The organism is Panacibacter microcysteis (assembly GCF_015831355.1).
Lineage (GTDB): Bacteria > Bacteroidota > Bacteroidia > Chitinophagales > Chitinophagaceae > Panacibacter > Panacibacter microcysteis.
In genome coordinates this window covers 1,082,085-1,096,559 of sequence record NZ_JADWYR010000002.1, presented here as the reverse complement: position 1 = coordinate 1,096,559, position 14,475 = coordinate 1,082,085, and the positions used below count along the sequence as shown (strand labels likewise).

General features: G+C 43.0%; 14 protein-coding genes. 10 read left to right on the top strand and 4 right to left on the bottom strand.

All coding sequences use genetic code 11. The features are described 5' to 3' along the window. The first annotated feature begins 160 nt into the window (after nucleotides 1-160). The 10 genes from I5907_RS16390 (at nucleotide 161) to I5907_RS16345 (ending at nucleotide 8,457) form a co-directional block, all read left to right on the top strand. The gene (locus I5907_RS16390) at nucleotides 161-1,099 is read left to right on the top strand and encodes a sugar phosphate isomerase/epimerase family protein (RefSeq protein WP_196991883.1); all 939 of its coding nucleotides are present in this window, start codon (nucleotides 161-163) and stop codon (nucleotides 1,097-1,099) included. 159 nt (nucleotides 1,100-1,258) lie between these two features. Next, nucleotides 1,259-2,062 carry an AraC family transcriptional regulator gene (locus I5907_RS16385; RefSeq protein ID WP_196991882.1) on the top strand — a complete coding sequence of 268 codons (804 nt, stop codon included), beginning with the start codon at nucleotides 1,259-1,261 and terminating at the stop codon, nucleotides 2,060-2,062. A gap of 71 nt (nucleotides 2,063-2,133) precedes the next feature. Next, nucleotides 2,134-3,786 (top strand): serine hydrolase domain-containing protein, encoded by a 1,653-nt coding sequence (locus I5907_RS16380; protein WP_196991881.1) that lies wholly within the window; start codon nucleotides 2,134-2,136, stop codon nucleotides 3,784-3,786. 73 nt (nucleotides 3,787-3,859) lie between these two features. Next, a complete protein-coding gene (locus tag I5907_RS16375; RefSeq protein ID WP_196991880.1) occupies nucleotides 3,860-4,678 on the top strand; it encodes an ion transporter in 819 nt (272 codons plus the stop codon). Between the two features lie 305 nt (nucleotides 4,679-4,983). Next, nucleotides 4,984-5,547 (top strand): DUF4256 domain-containing protein, encoded by a 564-nt coding sequence (locus tag I5907_RS16370; protein WP_196991879.1) that lies wholly within the window; start codon nucleotides 4,984-4,986, stop codon nucleotides 5,545-5,547. Between the two features lie 199 nt (nucleotides 5,548-5,746). Next, a complete protein-coding gene (locus tag I5907_RS16365) occupies nucleotides 5,747-6,070 on the top strand; it encodes an ArsR/SmtB family transcription factor (protein WP_196991878.1) in 324 nt (107 codons plus the stop codon). Nucleotides 6,071-6,074: 4 nt separating this feature from the next. Beyond that, on the top strand, nucleotides 6,075-6,539 hold the full coding sequence (locus I5907_RS16360; RefSeq protein ID WP_196991877.1) for an SRPBCC domain-containing protein: 465 nt from the start codon (nucleotides 6,075-6,077) through the stop codon (nucleotides 6,537-6,539). A 5-nt stretch (nucleotides 6,540-6,544) separates the two neighbouring features. Continuing rightward, a complete protein-coding gene (locus I5907_RS16355) occupies nucleotides 6,545-6,925 on the top strand; it encodes a DoxX family protein (RefSeq protein WP_196991876.1) in 381 nt (126 codons plus the stop codon). Nucleotides 6,926-6,935: 10 nt separating this feature from the next. Next, the gene (locus I5907_RS16350) at nucleotides 6,936-7,517 is read left to right on the top strand and encodes a YdeI/OmpD-associated family protein (RefSeq protein WP_196991875.1); all 582 of its coding nucleotides are present in this window, start codon (nucleotides 6,936-6,938) and stop codon (nucleotides 7,515-7,517) included. Nucleotides 7,518-7,674: 157 nt separating this feature from the next. After that, nucleotides 7,675-8,457, top strand: a complete 783-nt coding sequence (locus I5907_RS16345; protein WP_196991874.1) for an alpha/beta fold hydrolase — start codon at nucleotides 7,675-7,677, stop codon at nucleotides 8,455-8,457. Nucleotides 8,458-8,631: 174 nt separating this feature from the next. On the opposite strand, the gene I5907_RS16340 is transcribed toward I5907_RS16345, so the two are convergent. The 4 genes from I5907_RS16340 to I5907_RS16325 form a co-directional block, all read right to left on the bottom strand. Next, nucleotides 8,632-9,483, bottom strand: coding sequence for an NAD(P)-dependent oxidoreductase (locus tag I5907_RS16340; protein WP_196991873.1), 852 nt, complete (start codon nucleotides 9,481-9,483; stop codon nucleotides 8,632-8,634). Nucleotides 9,484-9,726: 243 nt separating this feature from the next. Then, entirely contained in the window at nucleotides 9,727-10,176 is a 450-nt protein-coding gene (locus I5907_RS16335) for a DUF2214 family protein (RefSeq protein ID WP_196991872.1), read from the bottom strand. A 165-nt stretch (nucleotides 10,177-10,341) separates the two neighbouring features. Beyond that, nucleotides 10,342-11,550 carry a PepSY-associated TM helix domain-containing protein gene (locus I5907_RS16330; protein ID WP_196991871.1) on the bottom strand — a complete coding sequence of 403 codons (1,209 nt, stop codon included), beginning with the start codon at nucleotides 11,548-11,550 and terminating at the stop codon, nucleotides 10,342-10,344. 58 nt (nucleotides 11,551-11,608) lie between these two features. Then, on the bottom strand, nucleotides 11,609-13,999 hold the full coding sequence (locus I5907_RS16325) for a TonB-dependent siderophore receptor (RefSeq protein WP_196991870.1): 2,391 nt from the start codon (nucleotides 13,997-13,999) through the stop codon (nucleotides 11,609-11,611). Nucleotides 14,000-14,475: the final 476 nt, after the last annotated feature.

The window sequence follows — 14,475 nt, the reverse complement described above, 5'->3', positions numbered from 1 at the left end:
AAGTATCACCAGTACAAGAGTGCGACGCAAGGGACGATGCCATATAACCTTCAGCCGGGTACATTATAATATTCATTGCCTGCACAACCCGGCCGCTGTTTGACGTAATCTTTATGTTGTACTAATTAATTTTTATTACCTTTTATTTTAAATGCCTGGTATGAATAACAGAAGAAAGTTCCTGCAACAGACAATGTTAGGCGCAGCCGCAATGTTTGTAAAGCCATCTTTATTTGCCGCTGCCAAAGATGCGGGACTAAAAATTTCTTTGGCTGAGTGGTCTTTACACAGGGCACTGCAGTCTGGAAAGCTTGACCACCTTGATTTTCCGGCAACGGCAAAAAATGATTTCGGGATTGATGCTGTGGAATATGTGAATGGATTTTTTGGTGGTAAAAAAATGCATTTTAAAGAAGCCGGAAAAAATGCTGCTTATTTGAAGGAATTGCTCAGGCGTAGTAAGGATGCCGGTGTATACAACCATCTTTTAATGATTGACGACGAAGGATCGCTGGCGCTGCCTGGTGATAAACAACGTTTACAGGCAGTAGATAATCATAAAAAATGGATAGAGGCCGCGGCACTGCTTGGTTGCAAAACGATCAGGGTAAACCTGCATGGCTCCGGCGACAGCGATGATAAAAAAACTGCTTCGGTAGATTCGCTTTCAAGGCTATGCGAATTTGCAGCTCCAATGAATATAAACGTAGTGGTAGAAAACCACGGCAGCGACTCTTCAAAAGGTTTTTGGCTGGCCGATGTAATGAAACAGGTTGGTAAGCCTAATGTAGGTACCCTGCCCGATTTTGGTAATTTTTGTATTTCGCACCCCTGGGGCACAACACAGGGTGGCTGTAAAGACGAATATGACCGTTACAAAGGTGTTGCAGAAATGCTGCCCTATGCAAAAGGCGTAAGTGCGAAAACCTACGATTTTGACAGTAACGGGAACCAACCATTAATGGATTACGACAGGTTGATGAAAATTGTAAAAGATGCAGGTTTTAAAGGTTACATCGGTGTGGAGTTTGAAGGCAATACACAGGATGAAGCGGAGGGTATCCGCAAGACAAAAACATTGGTAGAAAAATACCTGTAGTCAGTGATGCTGGTTATATACTATTGAATGTATATAAGGGCAACATAACGCCAATCAGGAGAAAGCGCCAAAATACCCTCCACCTGGAGAAAAAAATAAACGTGTTGAAGAAAAAGTGTGCGCCTTGGAATTTATAAACAATTTTATCTTACACAACCCATGCAGCAATTAGCAGGTGGCCAGTTTTTTGGTGAGACGACAAAGACTTTATTGCTCAATGGCCTTACCGTTACAGATACTGTATATACGCACGACAAAGTTGACTGGCATTATCATGAGCATGCGTATTTTACTTTTATTTTACAGGGTTGCGTAAAGGAGATCAATAAAACCGAAACCCTTACCTGTACCCCAGGCTCACTGTTGTTTCACAACTGGCAGGAGCCACACTACAATCTGAAAGCGCCGGTATATACAAGGGGTTTTCATATAGAAATTGAAGATCGCTGGATGAAACAGTTTTTAGAGAACACTACACTAGAAGGCAACAGGTGCATCAGCGATCCGTCAGTAAAACTATTGTTTCACAAAATGTTCTGCGAATCAGCAATGAGTGATAAAGAATCTGCCATTGGTATTGAGAGCCTTTTGCTGCAAGCTTTTTCGCATTTATATTTAACAAGTAACAACACCGGTGCACACAAACCAAAGTGGGTAAATGTAATCAGGGAAATATTGCATGATGGTTATAATGACAATATCTCGTTGACAACACTTGCTGGTGAAACAGGCATACATCCGGCTCACCTCTGCCGGGATTTTTCGAAATATTTTGGCTGCAACATAAGCGCATATATAAGAATGTTGAAAGTGCAACGTTCCTTCGCCTTACTTCCTTTAAAAAAATATTCGCTTGCAAATATTTCATACGAATGTGGATTTGCAGACCAGAGCCACTTTATAAAGTGCTTTAAAATGTATACAGGTCTTCGCCCGCTGGCTTACAGAAAACTGCTTCATTGAATACTTCAACGTTAATCCTGTTCTATTTTATCCGGTAATGCAGCGGTAATTTTGTTATCAAACAATGAATAATGAGAATGCCGGTGTTGATATGGATGATGATTTTTTCAGTTCACTGCAGCTTTGCCCAGGTAGACAATATCGTTACGCCTTCGCGTATATTGACTGACGTTCATAAGAACAATATTGGCCGTATTATCTTCACGGCAACATTTGTGAACACAGATACGATAAGTACGGAAGATTTTTTAACTGCCTGCAAATTCACCAATAAAAGCGATCTTTTCTTTACGGCGTTCCTGGGGAATTCGGCGACTAACTACCTGCACGGGCTTGCACCAAATTTGCCAGCAGATGAACTCAACAAGAAAGGAAACTACCAGTTTGCTTTTTATATTGACGGTCACCATGTGCATACCAGTAACCTTATTACGGGTGCCCCGCAGGCTGCTGTACAGGACAGTGCCACACTGATCAGCAAACCGTTTATTGATAATAAGAGAGAAAATTCCATCTGGAGCCAGTCTTTATGGAACAGGTTTATGTACTACGGCGGAGATAGTGCCTTAACAGAAGGGAAACATCTTTTACGAATAGAATTACGTGTATATATAGACACCGGCAAAGTTCTCACCAGCAAACTGATCGCTTCTGGAGATCTTCCGCTTATTGTAAACCGCAAACCGACGATTGACATTGCCAAAATCAGGTTACATAAACCTGCACCTTACAATGGCTTTCACGTGAGCAATGATGCTTTTGATACAGCAGGAATTAAACGATTGATCGCAAATATCCATGAGAATGTTTTCAGGAATATCACCAGCATTGTGGTAATAAAAAACAGTAAACTGCTTATCGAAGAATATTTCAATGGCGCAGACAGGAATACTTTGCACGATACACGATCTGTGGGCAAATCTTTCTCTTCCACTTTTATGGGAATGGCTGTCAGGGACGGGCTAATACAAGATGAGTCTGTACCACTGAAAGCTTTTTATAGTTTAAAGGATTACAAAAACTATAGCCCCGCAAAAGAGAGTGTTACCATTAAACAACTGCTGACCATGAGTGCCGGTTTCGACGGAGATGACAGCGATCCACAATCACCCGGTAACGAAGAAAACATGTATCCCACAAACGACTGGGTCAGGTTTACGCTTGATTTACCTGTAAATAATTCGCGGCCGAAAGCCTCGTGGCATTATTTCACCGCGGGTGTTATATTGCTCGGTGATATTCTGAACAAAAAGCTACCCGGCGGGCTCGGGCAGTATGCCCGTACAAATTTCTTTCTCCCGCTTGGTATCACCCGTTATCAATGGCAATACACACCGCAACATGTTCCCAACACTGCCGGCAGCCTGCAATTGAATACACTCGATCTTGCCAAGTATGGTCAATTGTATAAGAACAACGGCGTTTGGAATGGCCAACAACTTGTACCTGCCCAATGGGTGAAAAAAACGTTTACCCACCAGTTGCCTGTTACCAATCGTAACGGTGAATACTACGGTTATCTTTTCTGGAACAGGTCATTCGAAGTAAACGGAAAATCTTACGAAGCATATTACTGTGCCGGCAATGGCGGCAACAGTGTTTTTATCTTTAAAGACCTGCCGCTTGTTATTGTTGTTACTGCCAAAGCTTACGGTGCATATTATGCCCACGACCAGGTAAACAAAATTGTTACTGATTATCTCCTGCCATCAGTTATCAGGTAGCAGCATGATATGTTGATGCCTTCATGTTATTCTTATAATCTTATGGCCTACCTTTAAGATATAAGTATTCGCTATGGCTGCTAACGAAGAACGAACATGGAAAGCACGGCTGCATGAAATTATTTTTGAATCTAATACAAAAGCAGGAAGGCTCTTCGATATTGCACTGCTGGTTGCTATTGTTGCAAGCATCGTTATCGTAATGGCAGACAGCGTAGCTACGCTGCATTTGCAGCACGGGCAGCTATTCTATCGGCTCGAGTGGGCATTTACCATTCTTTTTACCATTGAGTTCATATTGCGCCTTATCAGCGTCAAAAGCCCTGCACATTATCTTGCAAGCTTTCTGGGTATTATCGATCTGTTATCTATTGTACCAACTTACCTCAGCGTTTTCTATATAGGAGCGCAGTCTTTGCTGGTGTTGCGCGCACTACGCCTGCTGCGCATTTTCCGCATTTTCAAACTAAGTTATTTCATTGCCGAAATGAAATTTTTAGGTGTGGCCATCAGCTCCAGCCTGCGTAAGATCAGCATCTTTATGTTCTTTGTTTTTACGCTTGTGATAATACTTGGTTCCGTCATGTACCTTGTAGAAAGAGGACAAAATGGTTTCAGCAGCATACCAGATAGTATATACTGGGCTATTGTAACAATCACTACAGTTGGGTACGGAGATATATCGCCCGTTACACCGCTTGGTAAATTTGTGGCCAGTATCATCATGCTGCTTGGGTATGGAATAATTGCCGTGCCTACCGGTATCGTCACTACAGAGATGGCAATGGCTGCAAGAAGTAAACTACAGAAACATGAAGCTTGTCCAAACTGCGGCAGGGAAGGGCATGATGATGATGCAGTGTTCTGCAAATATTGCAGCAGCAGGTTATAAACTGTTTTTTTGGTAGCCGGCAGCGGTGCTTGTGGCATCGCCTGTTGTGTCACTCACTTGTACTGTATAACGCTATGCAACAGCGATACTGCATAGCTTACAACGCAGCCGGCAAAGCGGCGCACACGTTTAAAGCAACCAGTTGCTGATGTCTTTGATATAGCAGAGCGCCGTAAGTATTGCAGCCGCTATGTATAAAACCTGTAAGGCTTTTTTCCTGTTGTTCATGTAAATAAATTTATCACATAATTACCAGCAATACACAAACTGTGTTATATTATTTTTACCAGGTAAACGATTGTACAATGCCAACCCAACATCAATTGTCAAAAAAAGTGCAGCAATCTTTGTTGCACACCTTACAAAACCGGTTTGAAAAAAACATGGCCCGCCATAAGTCGATAGTATGGAAAGATGTGCAGGCAAAACTGCAGGCCAGCCCCGGAAAAATGTGGTCGCTCAATGAGATGGAGATTACAGGCGGCGAGCCTGATGTAATACATGTCGACAGCCAAACAAATGCATATATTTTTTGCGATTGTGCTCCTGAAAGCCCAAAAGGCCGCAGAAGCCTTTGCTATGATACTGATGCCTTAAATGCGCGTAAGGAAAATAAACCCGCTGGCAGTGCAGTGGCGTCAGCAGCAGAAATGGGCATTGAATTATTGGATGAAGAAATGTACAGGCTGCTGCAGGGTCTTGGCGTTTTCGATACCAAAACGTCCAGTTGGATTGCCACACCTCCGGCAATACGCACATTGGGTGGCGCATTATTTTGCGACCGGCGCTATAATACTGTTTTTGTTTATCACAACGGTGCAGAATCTTATTATGCTGCAAGAGGCTTCCGCGGTTTACTGCGCATTTAATTAATCTCTCCTTTATTACATACTGCAGAACAGCAGATGCGTGATGCGGCCTGTGCCCTGATCGCTACAGTTCCATAAAGTGCTGAACGTACAAGTGAGTGACACAACAGGTGCCGGGCTATGCACTGGTGCCGGTAACCAAAAATAAATTTGCGTAGTTAAATGGCTACATATAAATTTGTAGTCAAATAGCTACATAATGAATTTACGCAGAGATGTGTTCCAGGCAATAGCAGACCCAACACGCAGGGCCATACTGCTGCTCGTTGCATCACAATCGCTTACTGCAGGTGCCATTGCCGCCAACTTCGATACGGCAAGGCCTACGGTATCCAAACATTTACAGATACTTACCGAATGCGAATTACTGCAGCAGCAGCAAAACGGGAGAGAAGTATACTATCACTTAAATGCAGGCAAGATGAAAGAGATCGCAGATTTTATAGAGCCATTCCGCCTGTTGTGGGAAAACAGGTTTAATAAGCTTGAAAACATCATGAAAAAATATAAAACCAAAAAGTAACGCTATGGAAATGAAAACACAAATACATGCAGAAGAAAACCGCCAGGAATTAACGATTACGCGAATATTTGAGCTGCCCGTTGAGTTGCTCTTTAAAGCATATGAAGATGCTGAGATTGTGGCGCAATGGATGAACACGAAAGTACTAATACTAGACTGCAGAAATTACGGCAGCTATCGTTTTGAAACAACAGACCCAAAGGGTAACAAGCATTATTTCAGCGGCGCCATACATGCTTTTAAGCAAAATGAATCTATTATAAGAACCTTTGAAATGGAGCAAACGCCATTTGATGTAAGCCTGGAATTTTTAGCGTTTGAAGCATTGACGGAAGAGACCAGCAAACTAACGATGCATGTAATTTACAAATCTGTTTACATGCGTAATGAAATCTTGAAACTGCCCTTTGCACAGGGCATTAACTGGGCCCACAACCGTATACAGGATATTATGACTAAACTACAATAAACGGTATGAACAAAAGCAATAAAATCATATACTGGGTGGCCACAGCGTGGCTATCGCTCGGTATGTTATCTACAGGAATAGTGCAGCTCATGAAGATGGACAAAGAAGTGGCAGTCATTACTCATCTCGGTTACCCGCTTTATTTCCTTACCATAATTGGTGCCTGGAAAATTGCCGGAGTAATTGCTGTGCTTGTGCCTAAGCTTGCCCTGGTAAAGGAATGGGCTTATGCAGGCTTTATTTTTGTAATGACAGGGGCTGTCTTCTCTCATCTTGCCATGAACGATGAAGCCATAGAATTCTTTGGCCCTGTGTTGCTCATATTGCTTTCCATTGTTTCATGGTATTTCAGACCGGCAGATAAAAAACTGTTTTCAGCTAAATAAAAAGATATTAATGAACCCGGAAACCGATTTCTTTTTTGACGAAGAAACACAATGGCAGGATGCCTATAAAAAATTACGCACGATTGCGTTAGACTGCGGTCTTGCAGAAACATTGAAATGGGGTTGCCCATGTTACACTTTCAATAGCCATAATGTTGTACTCATACATGGCTTCAAAGAGTATTGTGCACTTTTGTTTTTCAAAGGCGCACTGTTGCATGATGCAAACGATATGCTGGTACAGCAAACAAAGAATGTACAGGCTGCAAGGCAAATACGCTTTACATCAGCAAAAGAAATTACGGCAAACAAAACGGTAATAAAAGCATACATATACCAGGCCATTGAGGTGGAAAAAGCAGGACTGCAGGTTAAACTCAGGGAGACTGCAGCCTTTGAAATGCCTGCAGAGTTTGAGACGTTGTTGGAAAAGAACACGCCGCTAAAAGCAGCTTTTGAAGCACTTACACCTGGCCGCCAGCGTGCATACCTGCTGCATTTTGCACAGGCAAAGCAAAGCAGGACACGCATGGCCAGGATTGAAAAATATCTACCGCAAATAATGGCCGGCAAAGGATTGAATGATGCCTGATAAAAATTATACGGTTGCCTTGCCAGGTAGTCTTAAAGCCTTTTTTTGGTGCGTGCCATAGTTTGCATGAAAATGTCGCAATCTCCCTTCTTTTTGTCGCTTATAGCATAAACCCATAAGAGCTATTTACAGATATTTACGATGTAACTGTTACAACATGAAAGAAGACAACGTCACCCGTGCATACGCTTCCATCAATGGCATTAACATGTATTACGAGGTATATGGCAACGGCCGGCCGCTTGTCCTGATACATGGCGGAGGCTCGACTATCCAGACATGTTTTGAAAACATCATTCCATTGCTGGCTAAACACCGGCAGGTGATTGCCATGGATCTCCAGGCGCATGGCAGAACAGGTGACAGACCCGTCAGTTTAAGTTTTACGCAGGATGCGGATGATGTGGCAGCACTGCTTGCGTTTTTACAGGTTGATACGGCTGATTTTCTGGGTTTCAGCAATGGTGGCCAAACCTTGTTTGAGCTTGCATTGCGGCACCCGGGCATTGTTTATAAAATGATCATCGCATCTGCTTTTTACAAGCGCGAAGCAGTACCTGCAATGTTTTGGGAGGGTTTCAACAACGCAACGTTAGAGATGATGCCACCGCCACTTAAAACCGGTTTTTTAAACGTGCGCAACGACATCAGTGCATTCGAAAATATGTTTTATAAAGATGTAGAACGCATGAAAAACTTTACCGGTTGGCCGGATGATGTTATAGGCAGCATTAACAAGCCTGTATTAATCATCAACGGCACACATGATGTAGCAAGTGTTGAACACGCGGTAGAGATGTACCGCAAAATTCCCGGTGCGGAATTGGTTATCCTGCCCTGCAATCATGGCAATTATCTTGGCACCGTTGAATCGTTGGAGAACGGTACCTGGCATCATTCGTACACTGCTCAAATAATCGATCAATTTTTAGATGATTAGCAGATAAGAAAAGAAAGCTGGTTACGGGCTGCTGTTTTTTATGGCATCGCCTGTTGTGTCACTCACTTGTACGTTCGGTTTACATGGCAACTGTAGCGCTGTGTTTACGCAGCCCCAAACAAATTCCACCTGTGAGGGATTGACGTAAGTTTTTATGCAATGCCATGATGTATACTACAGGTTATCTTTCCCGATCACGCTCCAGTCATCCGTGCCATGACCTTTGGCAATCCACCTGTCCAGCTCAGCTGCGATAGCAGGAATAACGGCGAGTGGTTTACCGGCATTGATTGCTGCGTCGAGCATTAAACCAGCATCTTTACGCGCCATATTCAACTCCCACGAAGGTTCATGAAAGTTTGCATCAACTATTTTTTTCAGTCTTGCAGGGGCGGTTGCACCAGGATTCCAATGGTTGAAAAGTTCCTGCAGTTCTGCCGGTTTTATGTTGTGTGCCTTTGCAAGCGCCAGCGCATCTGAAAGACCTGTCGTAATGCATAAAAGAAACAGGTTGCCCGATAATTTTATACCTGCAGCTTTGCCTTCATCGCTGCCAAAGTTTAGCAGCTTGCCGGTCATTTTAGCAAGCATTGTTTCATGAGCGGCAATTACCTGCTGGTCTCCAGATACAAGCATAAAACCCGAGCTTTCCAGGGCGTTGGCGGGTCCCATAAATACAGGTGCATGTAAATAAGTATATCCTTTGCTTTTCCAATATGCCGTTCTTTCTATAGCGCCGGAAACGGAGGTTGTGGTATGATCAATCAAAACAACATTGGCTTTAAAACCTTTCGCTGCGCTGGCAAGCACCTCATCAACAGTTGCGTCATCCTTTAACGTGATGTGGATAATATCAGCAAGATGCACTGCATCTTTTATATCGTCGAATGCTGTGGCGCCAAATTGTTCCAGCACTTTTGCTTTTTCAACTGTTCTGTTCCATACATGTACGGTGTCTCCTTTTTGCAGCATGGCCTTTACAAAATTCGATCCCAGTAAGCCCATACCAATAAAAGTTTTTGTCATAACAGGTACTTTTTGTAAAGTTAATATGATGCAATTATAACAACGGCAGTTAGCTTATCTGAACAGCAATATAACGCACCGGCAACCATTCACCAGGTTATAAGCCATTAGGTAATGATTGAACCTGACTGTAGACTACGCTGAATAATGTTGTGTTGTACAAGAGTGCGACGCAAGGAACGATGAGTGCAGTAATGCTGCCCGGTACATAAAATTTTAAATTAAACTTGGTAACGGGTGTTGCTACTGCCACATACCTCTTGCTATAGCTGTAGCCAGGCATACTATTATGGCCAACAGGCCGAGTTCTATGTGGCTAAGCCTTGCAAGTTGCCTTGCCGGTGAAAAATTGATCGGTTCATTTTTTTTGCGCTGTCTGCGCCATTTGATAAGCGTAATCATTGGTTTGATCTCCAGTATAAATACCAGCAGGAACAGCGTCATTTTTGCAATAAAAGCATTGCTGTGAAGGTAATAGTAGCTGCCTTTCTCAAGGCCGCCAAACGCACGCCATAAGCCGGTTACGATCCATAGCAAAGATGCAAGCCCCCATAAATTGTCTGCTTTAAATACATCTTTCAATCCATGTGGATCGTGTAGTTTTTTCAATGCATCTGCGCGTGCCCATATGCTGTAAAAACCCAGGCCGAAAGTGATGATATGAATCGTGGCAATAGTGTAAGATAGTTGCATAATCCTTTATTGAAACAACCGTAAACTTACATAAAACATTTTTTAGTAAGTCGCACATATCTGCATCATGGTGGTTCGCATATACAGGCTGTTCTGCAAATTTCATCTTGTGCTGTAACCGAAGACCAGCGCAGGCTGGTATTCCCGGATTTGCAATGCTGAATACTACGCAACTTCTGTAGTGGCACCAATGTTTGCGGTCGGTTTAGACTGCCGCTTGTGTTTCTTTTTCCTGAGCCTGTTGACCCACATAACAATGCCGGTAACAGGAAAACTTACACCTAACAGGCAAACGACAAAAGCAATGATCTTTGAAGGCGTTCCATAAATACTGCCTACATGCACAGGCCTGAATGTTGAGCGCACACGGCTGCCTAAACTTTTCTCTGAAAAGCGTAAAGTGCCAAGTACTTTGCCCGAATACTGATCAATGTAAACGGCATCACCAGCCGATTCATGCGGGGCATGGTTGCTTAAAGCGGTAACTATAATGGGTGCAATCGAATCCTTTGGCTTACTGATATTGTAGTACTGCACAGCTGTAAAAGTGTTTTTTGCGGCGCTCAACGCAATATCAAAATCAATTGTTTTTTGATTGGGAATATAGGTTGACCTAGGCGGCGCCGGTGGCTGTAAAGGTGAATTGGTTACTGTGTAAATACCGTTGTTGAACCATTCAAATGACCATGCAAGCGCCGTAAACGAAAAGATAAAGAGGAATATAGCGCTGTAAAAACCCAGCACGATGTGCAGGTCATGGTTAAAGCGTTTCCAGCCGGCATTGCGTTTTATTTTTAAACGCTGTACAAGTATTTTGTTGGTTTTTGGCCACCAAAGAATAATACCGGTAATCAGAATAAACAGGAAAATAAGCGTAGCTATGCCGGTAATGGTTTTTCCAATGCCTTCACTATCGCCAAGCAACCAACGATGCAAACTCATTACCTGGAAAAAGAAGCCTTCGCGTGGATTATAAGTTTCAAGAATTGCTGCTGTATAAGGATTTACAAAAACGGTAAATGATGGAGGTCTTCCGGAAGGAGCACCGGGATTTTTATTGCCCGGTGCGTGCTGGTCCTTTGCTTTTTGGTGATCGTCAGGTATACTTATGTTGATCTCCGCACTGCGTGCAGGGTCTGTGTACGTTTTGAGGCTGTTTATCTTAGCCGAGGGCTGGGCCTTTTTTACCGCGTCTAATAACGTTTTTGCCGGAAGTTTGTTGCGTTGTTGCTCAACAAAATATCTTTCGCTGTAAAATGTTTGTTCCAGTTCTTTCTGGAATACAAGTATTGCACCGGTCAAACAACAAATCAGGATTACCAATCCGGCCGCAAGGCTCAACCAAAGATGAATATAGCGAAAAAATAATTTCATACACAATTTTCCTCAAAAATCAACGGGCAGCGAAGCTGCCCGTTGAACGTTTTTATCATTAGAATCGGTACGATACAGTTGCTATCACCTGCCGTGGCGCAATCGGGTTTACGCTATAATTCTCATGTACGTAATAATTAAGCGTATTTGTGATATTTGACAGTTTGGCCAATACAGAAATATGTTTGTAAGTATAGCCAGCTGTAAGATCAACAGTTGTAAAACCGCTTACCGGTATAAGTCTGGAGTAGGTTTGTGTTTGGCCAACGGTATTGTTCCAGCCTGCAAAACGTTTACCCGTGTAAAAAACCGCCGCGCCGATCTTGAAACCTTTCAATGCAAGGGTATTAAAAGTATAAAAGATACTTCCGTTTGCTGTATGTTGCGGTGTGCTTACAAGGCGCTCACCCTCTATGTAGCTTCCTTTGGAATCTGGTGTCTTTACGTAACGCATATCATTATAGCTATAGCCAGCCACGATATTCAGGTTCGGTGCAGGATTATAAGCAAGGTCCAATTCTATACCCTTGCTGCCTGTCTGGCCCACCAGTTCTTTGAGGTTTGTATTGCTGTTTACATTGCCGCTGCTATCAAACTGCGCGGTTTGTGCCAGGTTGTTATTCCTGATATAATACAAGGTTAAATTAGCAGTAAGCGCACCGTTAAAAAATTCATTTTTAATACCAGCCTCATACTGATCTATAATAGACGGAGACAAGGCATTAAAGTATATATCTGTACCGGTGTTGGGAGAGAACGAACTTGCATAACTTACAAATAATGAAGTGCTGTTGGTTGGCTTATACACCAAGCCCAATCTTGGCGAGAATGCCCTGTCTGCCTTGTAAGTACCTTTTGTGGTGCTGTCATTATACAACAGGTAGCTGGTGGTATTAGCCGGTGATTCCTGCATAGACCAACGTACGCCGGCAAGTAAATTCAGCTTAGGGGTTATTGCTACGAGGTCCTGCACGTAAAAACCCACACGATTGATCGGTGTTTTGATCAGCGTTTTCCTGTCTGCAGCCGGAATGTCTGTCCTGGGAACATATTTGGCAGCATCAAACACATTAATTGTATCATACACTGTGGGGTTTGTAAATCCATAGGTTGATGTAAGGTAACGTTCTGCATCAGCACCGGCAAGTAGCACGTGTTTCAGTCTGCCGGTATTGAATTTGCCGGTAACATCAACCTGCGCGGTATAATAATTTTCTTCTGACAATATTTTATTCAGGGGACGGTAAAAATCGCCGTTGGTTTGTATTTGCACTCTTTCTATAGAGTAATAATCACGGTTGAATTGTTGGTAAGATACATTGCTGTTCAGCGTCCATGCATCATTGAATTTATGCCGGAGGTTTACAGATGCAGTCGCCTGCTGTGCCTTATTATACTGCCATGGCGTACCAAGAAATGCATTGCGTGGTAAGTCAGCAAGCTGGTTGGGTTCTGTAAGGACAGAGCCTATTCCAAAGTCTGGCGTAAAGTTCGAATACAGGTAATCGCCCTGTACGGTAAGCTCTGTTTTCCCGCTCAATTTAAACAGCAAAGAAGGGTTTACATAATAACGCGCAGAGCTAACATTATCACGATAACTGTTGGTTGTTTCGTAAGTGCCATTTACACGGTAAGCAACAGATGATGACAGTGGTCCATATACATCAAAAGACGGTTTTACCAGGCCAAAACTGCCTGCGCGTAACGAAACCTCGCCTCCGAAATTAAACTTCGGTCTTTTAGTTACCATATTCACAATACCACCCGGCGCAACATTGCCATACAGTATTGCTGCGCTGCCTTTCAATACTTCTACTTTTTCGAGCGAGCTCATTTCGGGCATAACGCCGGTATTAACCCTGGCGCCGTTTTTAAACATATTATACGCACCAAGGTTGTAACCACGTGCAAAAAATGTTTCCTGGGTGCTGCCACGCGTTGTGCCAAGATATACGCCGTTTACATTCTTGATCACATCACTCAGGCGCTGTGCCTGCTGATCGCGTATCAAAGCTTCACCTACTATAGCAGCGCTTTGTGGTAATTCTCTTATTGCTACAGGCATTTTACCAATGCTCGTGTTACGCTCATTAACACTTTTGCCGGTTGCTACAATTACTTCCTGCAGCTCTACCGCATTTTCTTTCAGGTTAAAATCAACGGTTTTATTTTCTCCCGCAGCCATCACAACTGGCCTTGATTGAGACTCAAGCCCCACAAACGAAGTGATGAGTATGTAATTACCTGCAGGTACCTGTTGAAATGCGTAAGAGCCATCTTCACCACTTATTGTTTTGAGCCTGGTGTCTTTAAGAAAAATAGTTACATAAGCAGCAGGCTTTCCATCCTGCGTAAGTAGTTTCCCGTTTATTTCTCCTGTTGCTGTTTGTTGTGCATTGGCCGTGCTAAATATAAAAATCGCCAGTAAGCTATAGATTAATGATCTCATAAGTTCCTTTTCAGGCTGCAAAAGAACAACGAAACAACAGTTTTCGTTTACGGTAACGGGAACACGGTTTACGCAATCGGTAAAACTTGCATTTAAAGGGGCAGGTAATTATTGGCGCGGCCGCATTTGCCGGGTAATGAACCAGCCGTACAAGTGAGTGACACAACAAAAGCTCAATAGTAGCAATGCAGGCGATACCTGAATAATTTTTGGCATCGCACATATTCAGACTTCTTCTTTATGAGTATTGCGGCCTTTAGTTTAAGTTGGTAAATGACCGCGCATGTTGAATAAAAACGCCCGGTAGTAATTTTTTGGTGACGGGCTGTAGTACTGCTATTGGGCGCCTGTTGCGTCGCACTACGTTCATCGTTCTGTTCATTATTCAGCACGCCGGTTACAGTCTTGCTGCACACTAACAAAATTTTAGCGAATAAAATTTACTGCACTTTTACGAAATATTCGTAGGTTTACGA

Bases quoted from the DNA above. Each gene is read 5' to 3' on its own strand.
- I5907_RS16330 (WP_196991871.1), bottom strand. From the start codon at position 11,550: ATGAAATTATTTTTTCGCTATATTCATCTTTGGTTGAGCCTTGCGGCC.
- I5907_RS16355 (WP_196991876.1), top strand. From the start codon at position 6,545: ATGAACAAAAGCAATAAAATCATATACTGGGTGGCCACAGCGTGGCTA.
- I5907_RS16335 (WP_196991872.1), bottom strand. From the start codon at position 10,176: ATGCAACTATCTTACACTATTGCCACGATTCATATCATCACTTTCGGC.
- I5907_RS16390 (WP_196991883.1), top strand. From the start codon at position 161: ATGAATAACAGAAGAAAGTTCCTGCAACAGACAATGTTAGGCGCAGCC.
- I5907_RS16375 (WP_196991880.1), top strand. From the start codon at position 3,860: ATGGCTGCTAACGAAGAACGAACATGGAAAGCACGGCTGCATGAAATT.
- I5907_RS16365 (WP_196991878.1), top strand. From the start codon at position 5,747: ATGAATTTACGCAGAGATGTGTTCCAGGCAATAGCAGACCCAACACGC.
- I5907_RS16345 (WP_196991874.1), top strand. From the start codon at position 7,675: ATGAAAGAAGACAACGTCACCCGTGCATACGCTTCCATCAATGGCATT.
- I5907_RS16380 (WP_196991881.1), top strand. From the start codon at position 2,134: ATGAGAATGCCGGTGTTGATATGGATGATGATTTTTTCAGTTCACTGC.
- I5907_RS16325 (WP_196991870.1), bottom strand. From the start codon at position 13,999: ATGAGATCATTAATCTATAGCTTACTGGCGATTTTTATATTTAGCACG.
- I5907_RS16385 (WP_196991882.1), top strand. From the start codon at position 1,259: ATGCAGCAATTAGCAGGTGGCCAGTTTTTTGGTGAGACGACAAAGACT.
- I5907_RS16360 (WP_196991877.1), top strand. From the start codon at position 6,075: ATGGAAATGAAAACACAAATACATGCAGAAGAAAACCGCCAGGAATTA.
- I5907_RS16370 (WP_196991879.1), top strand. From the start codon at position 4,984: ATGCCAACCCAACATCAATTGTCAAAAAAAGTGCAGCAATCTTTGTTG.
- I5907_RS16350 (WP_196991875.1), top strand. From the start codon at position 6,936: ATGAACCCGGAAACCGATTTCTTTTTTGACGAAGAAACACAATGGCAG.
- I5907_RS16340 (WP_196991873.1), bottom strand. From the start codon at position 9,483: ATGACAAAAACTTTTATTGGTATGGGCTTACTGGGATCGAATTTTGTA.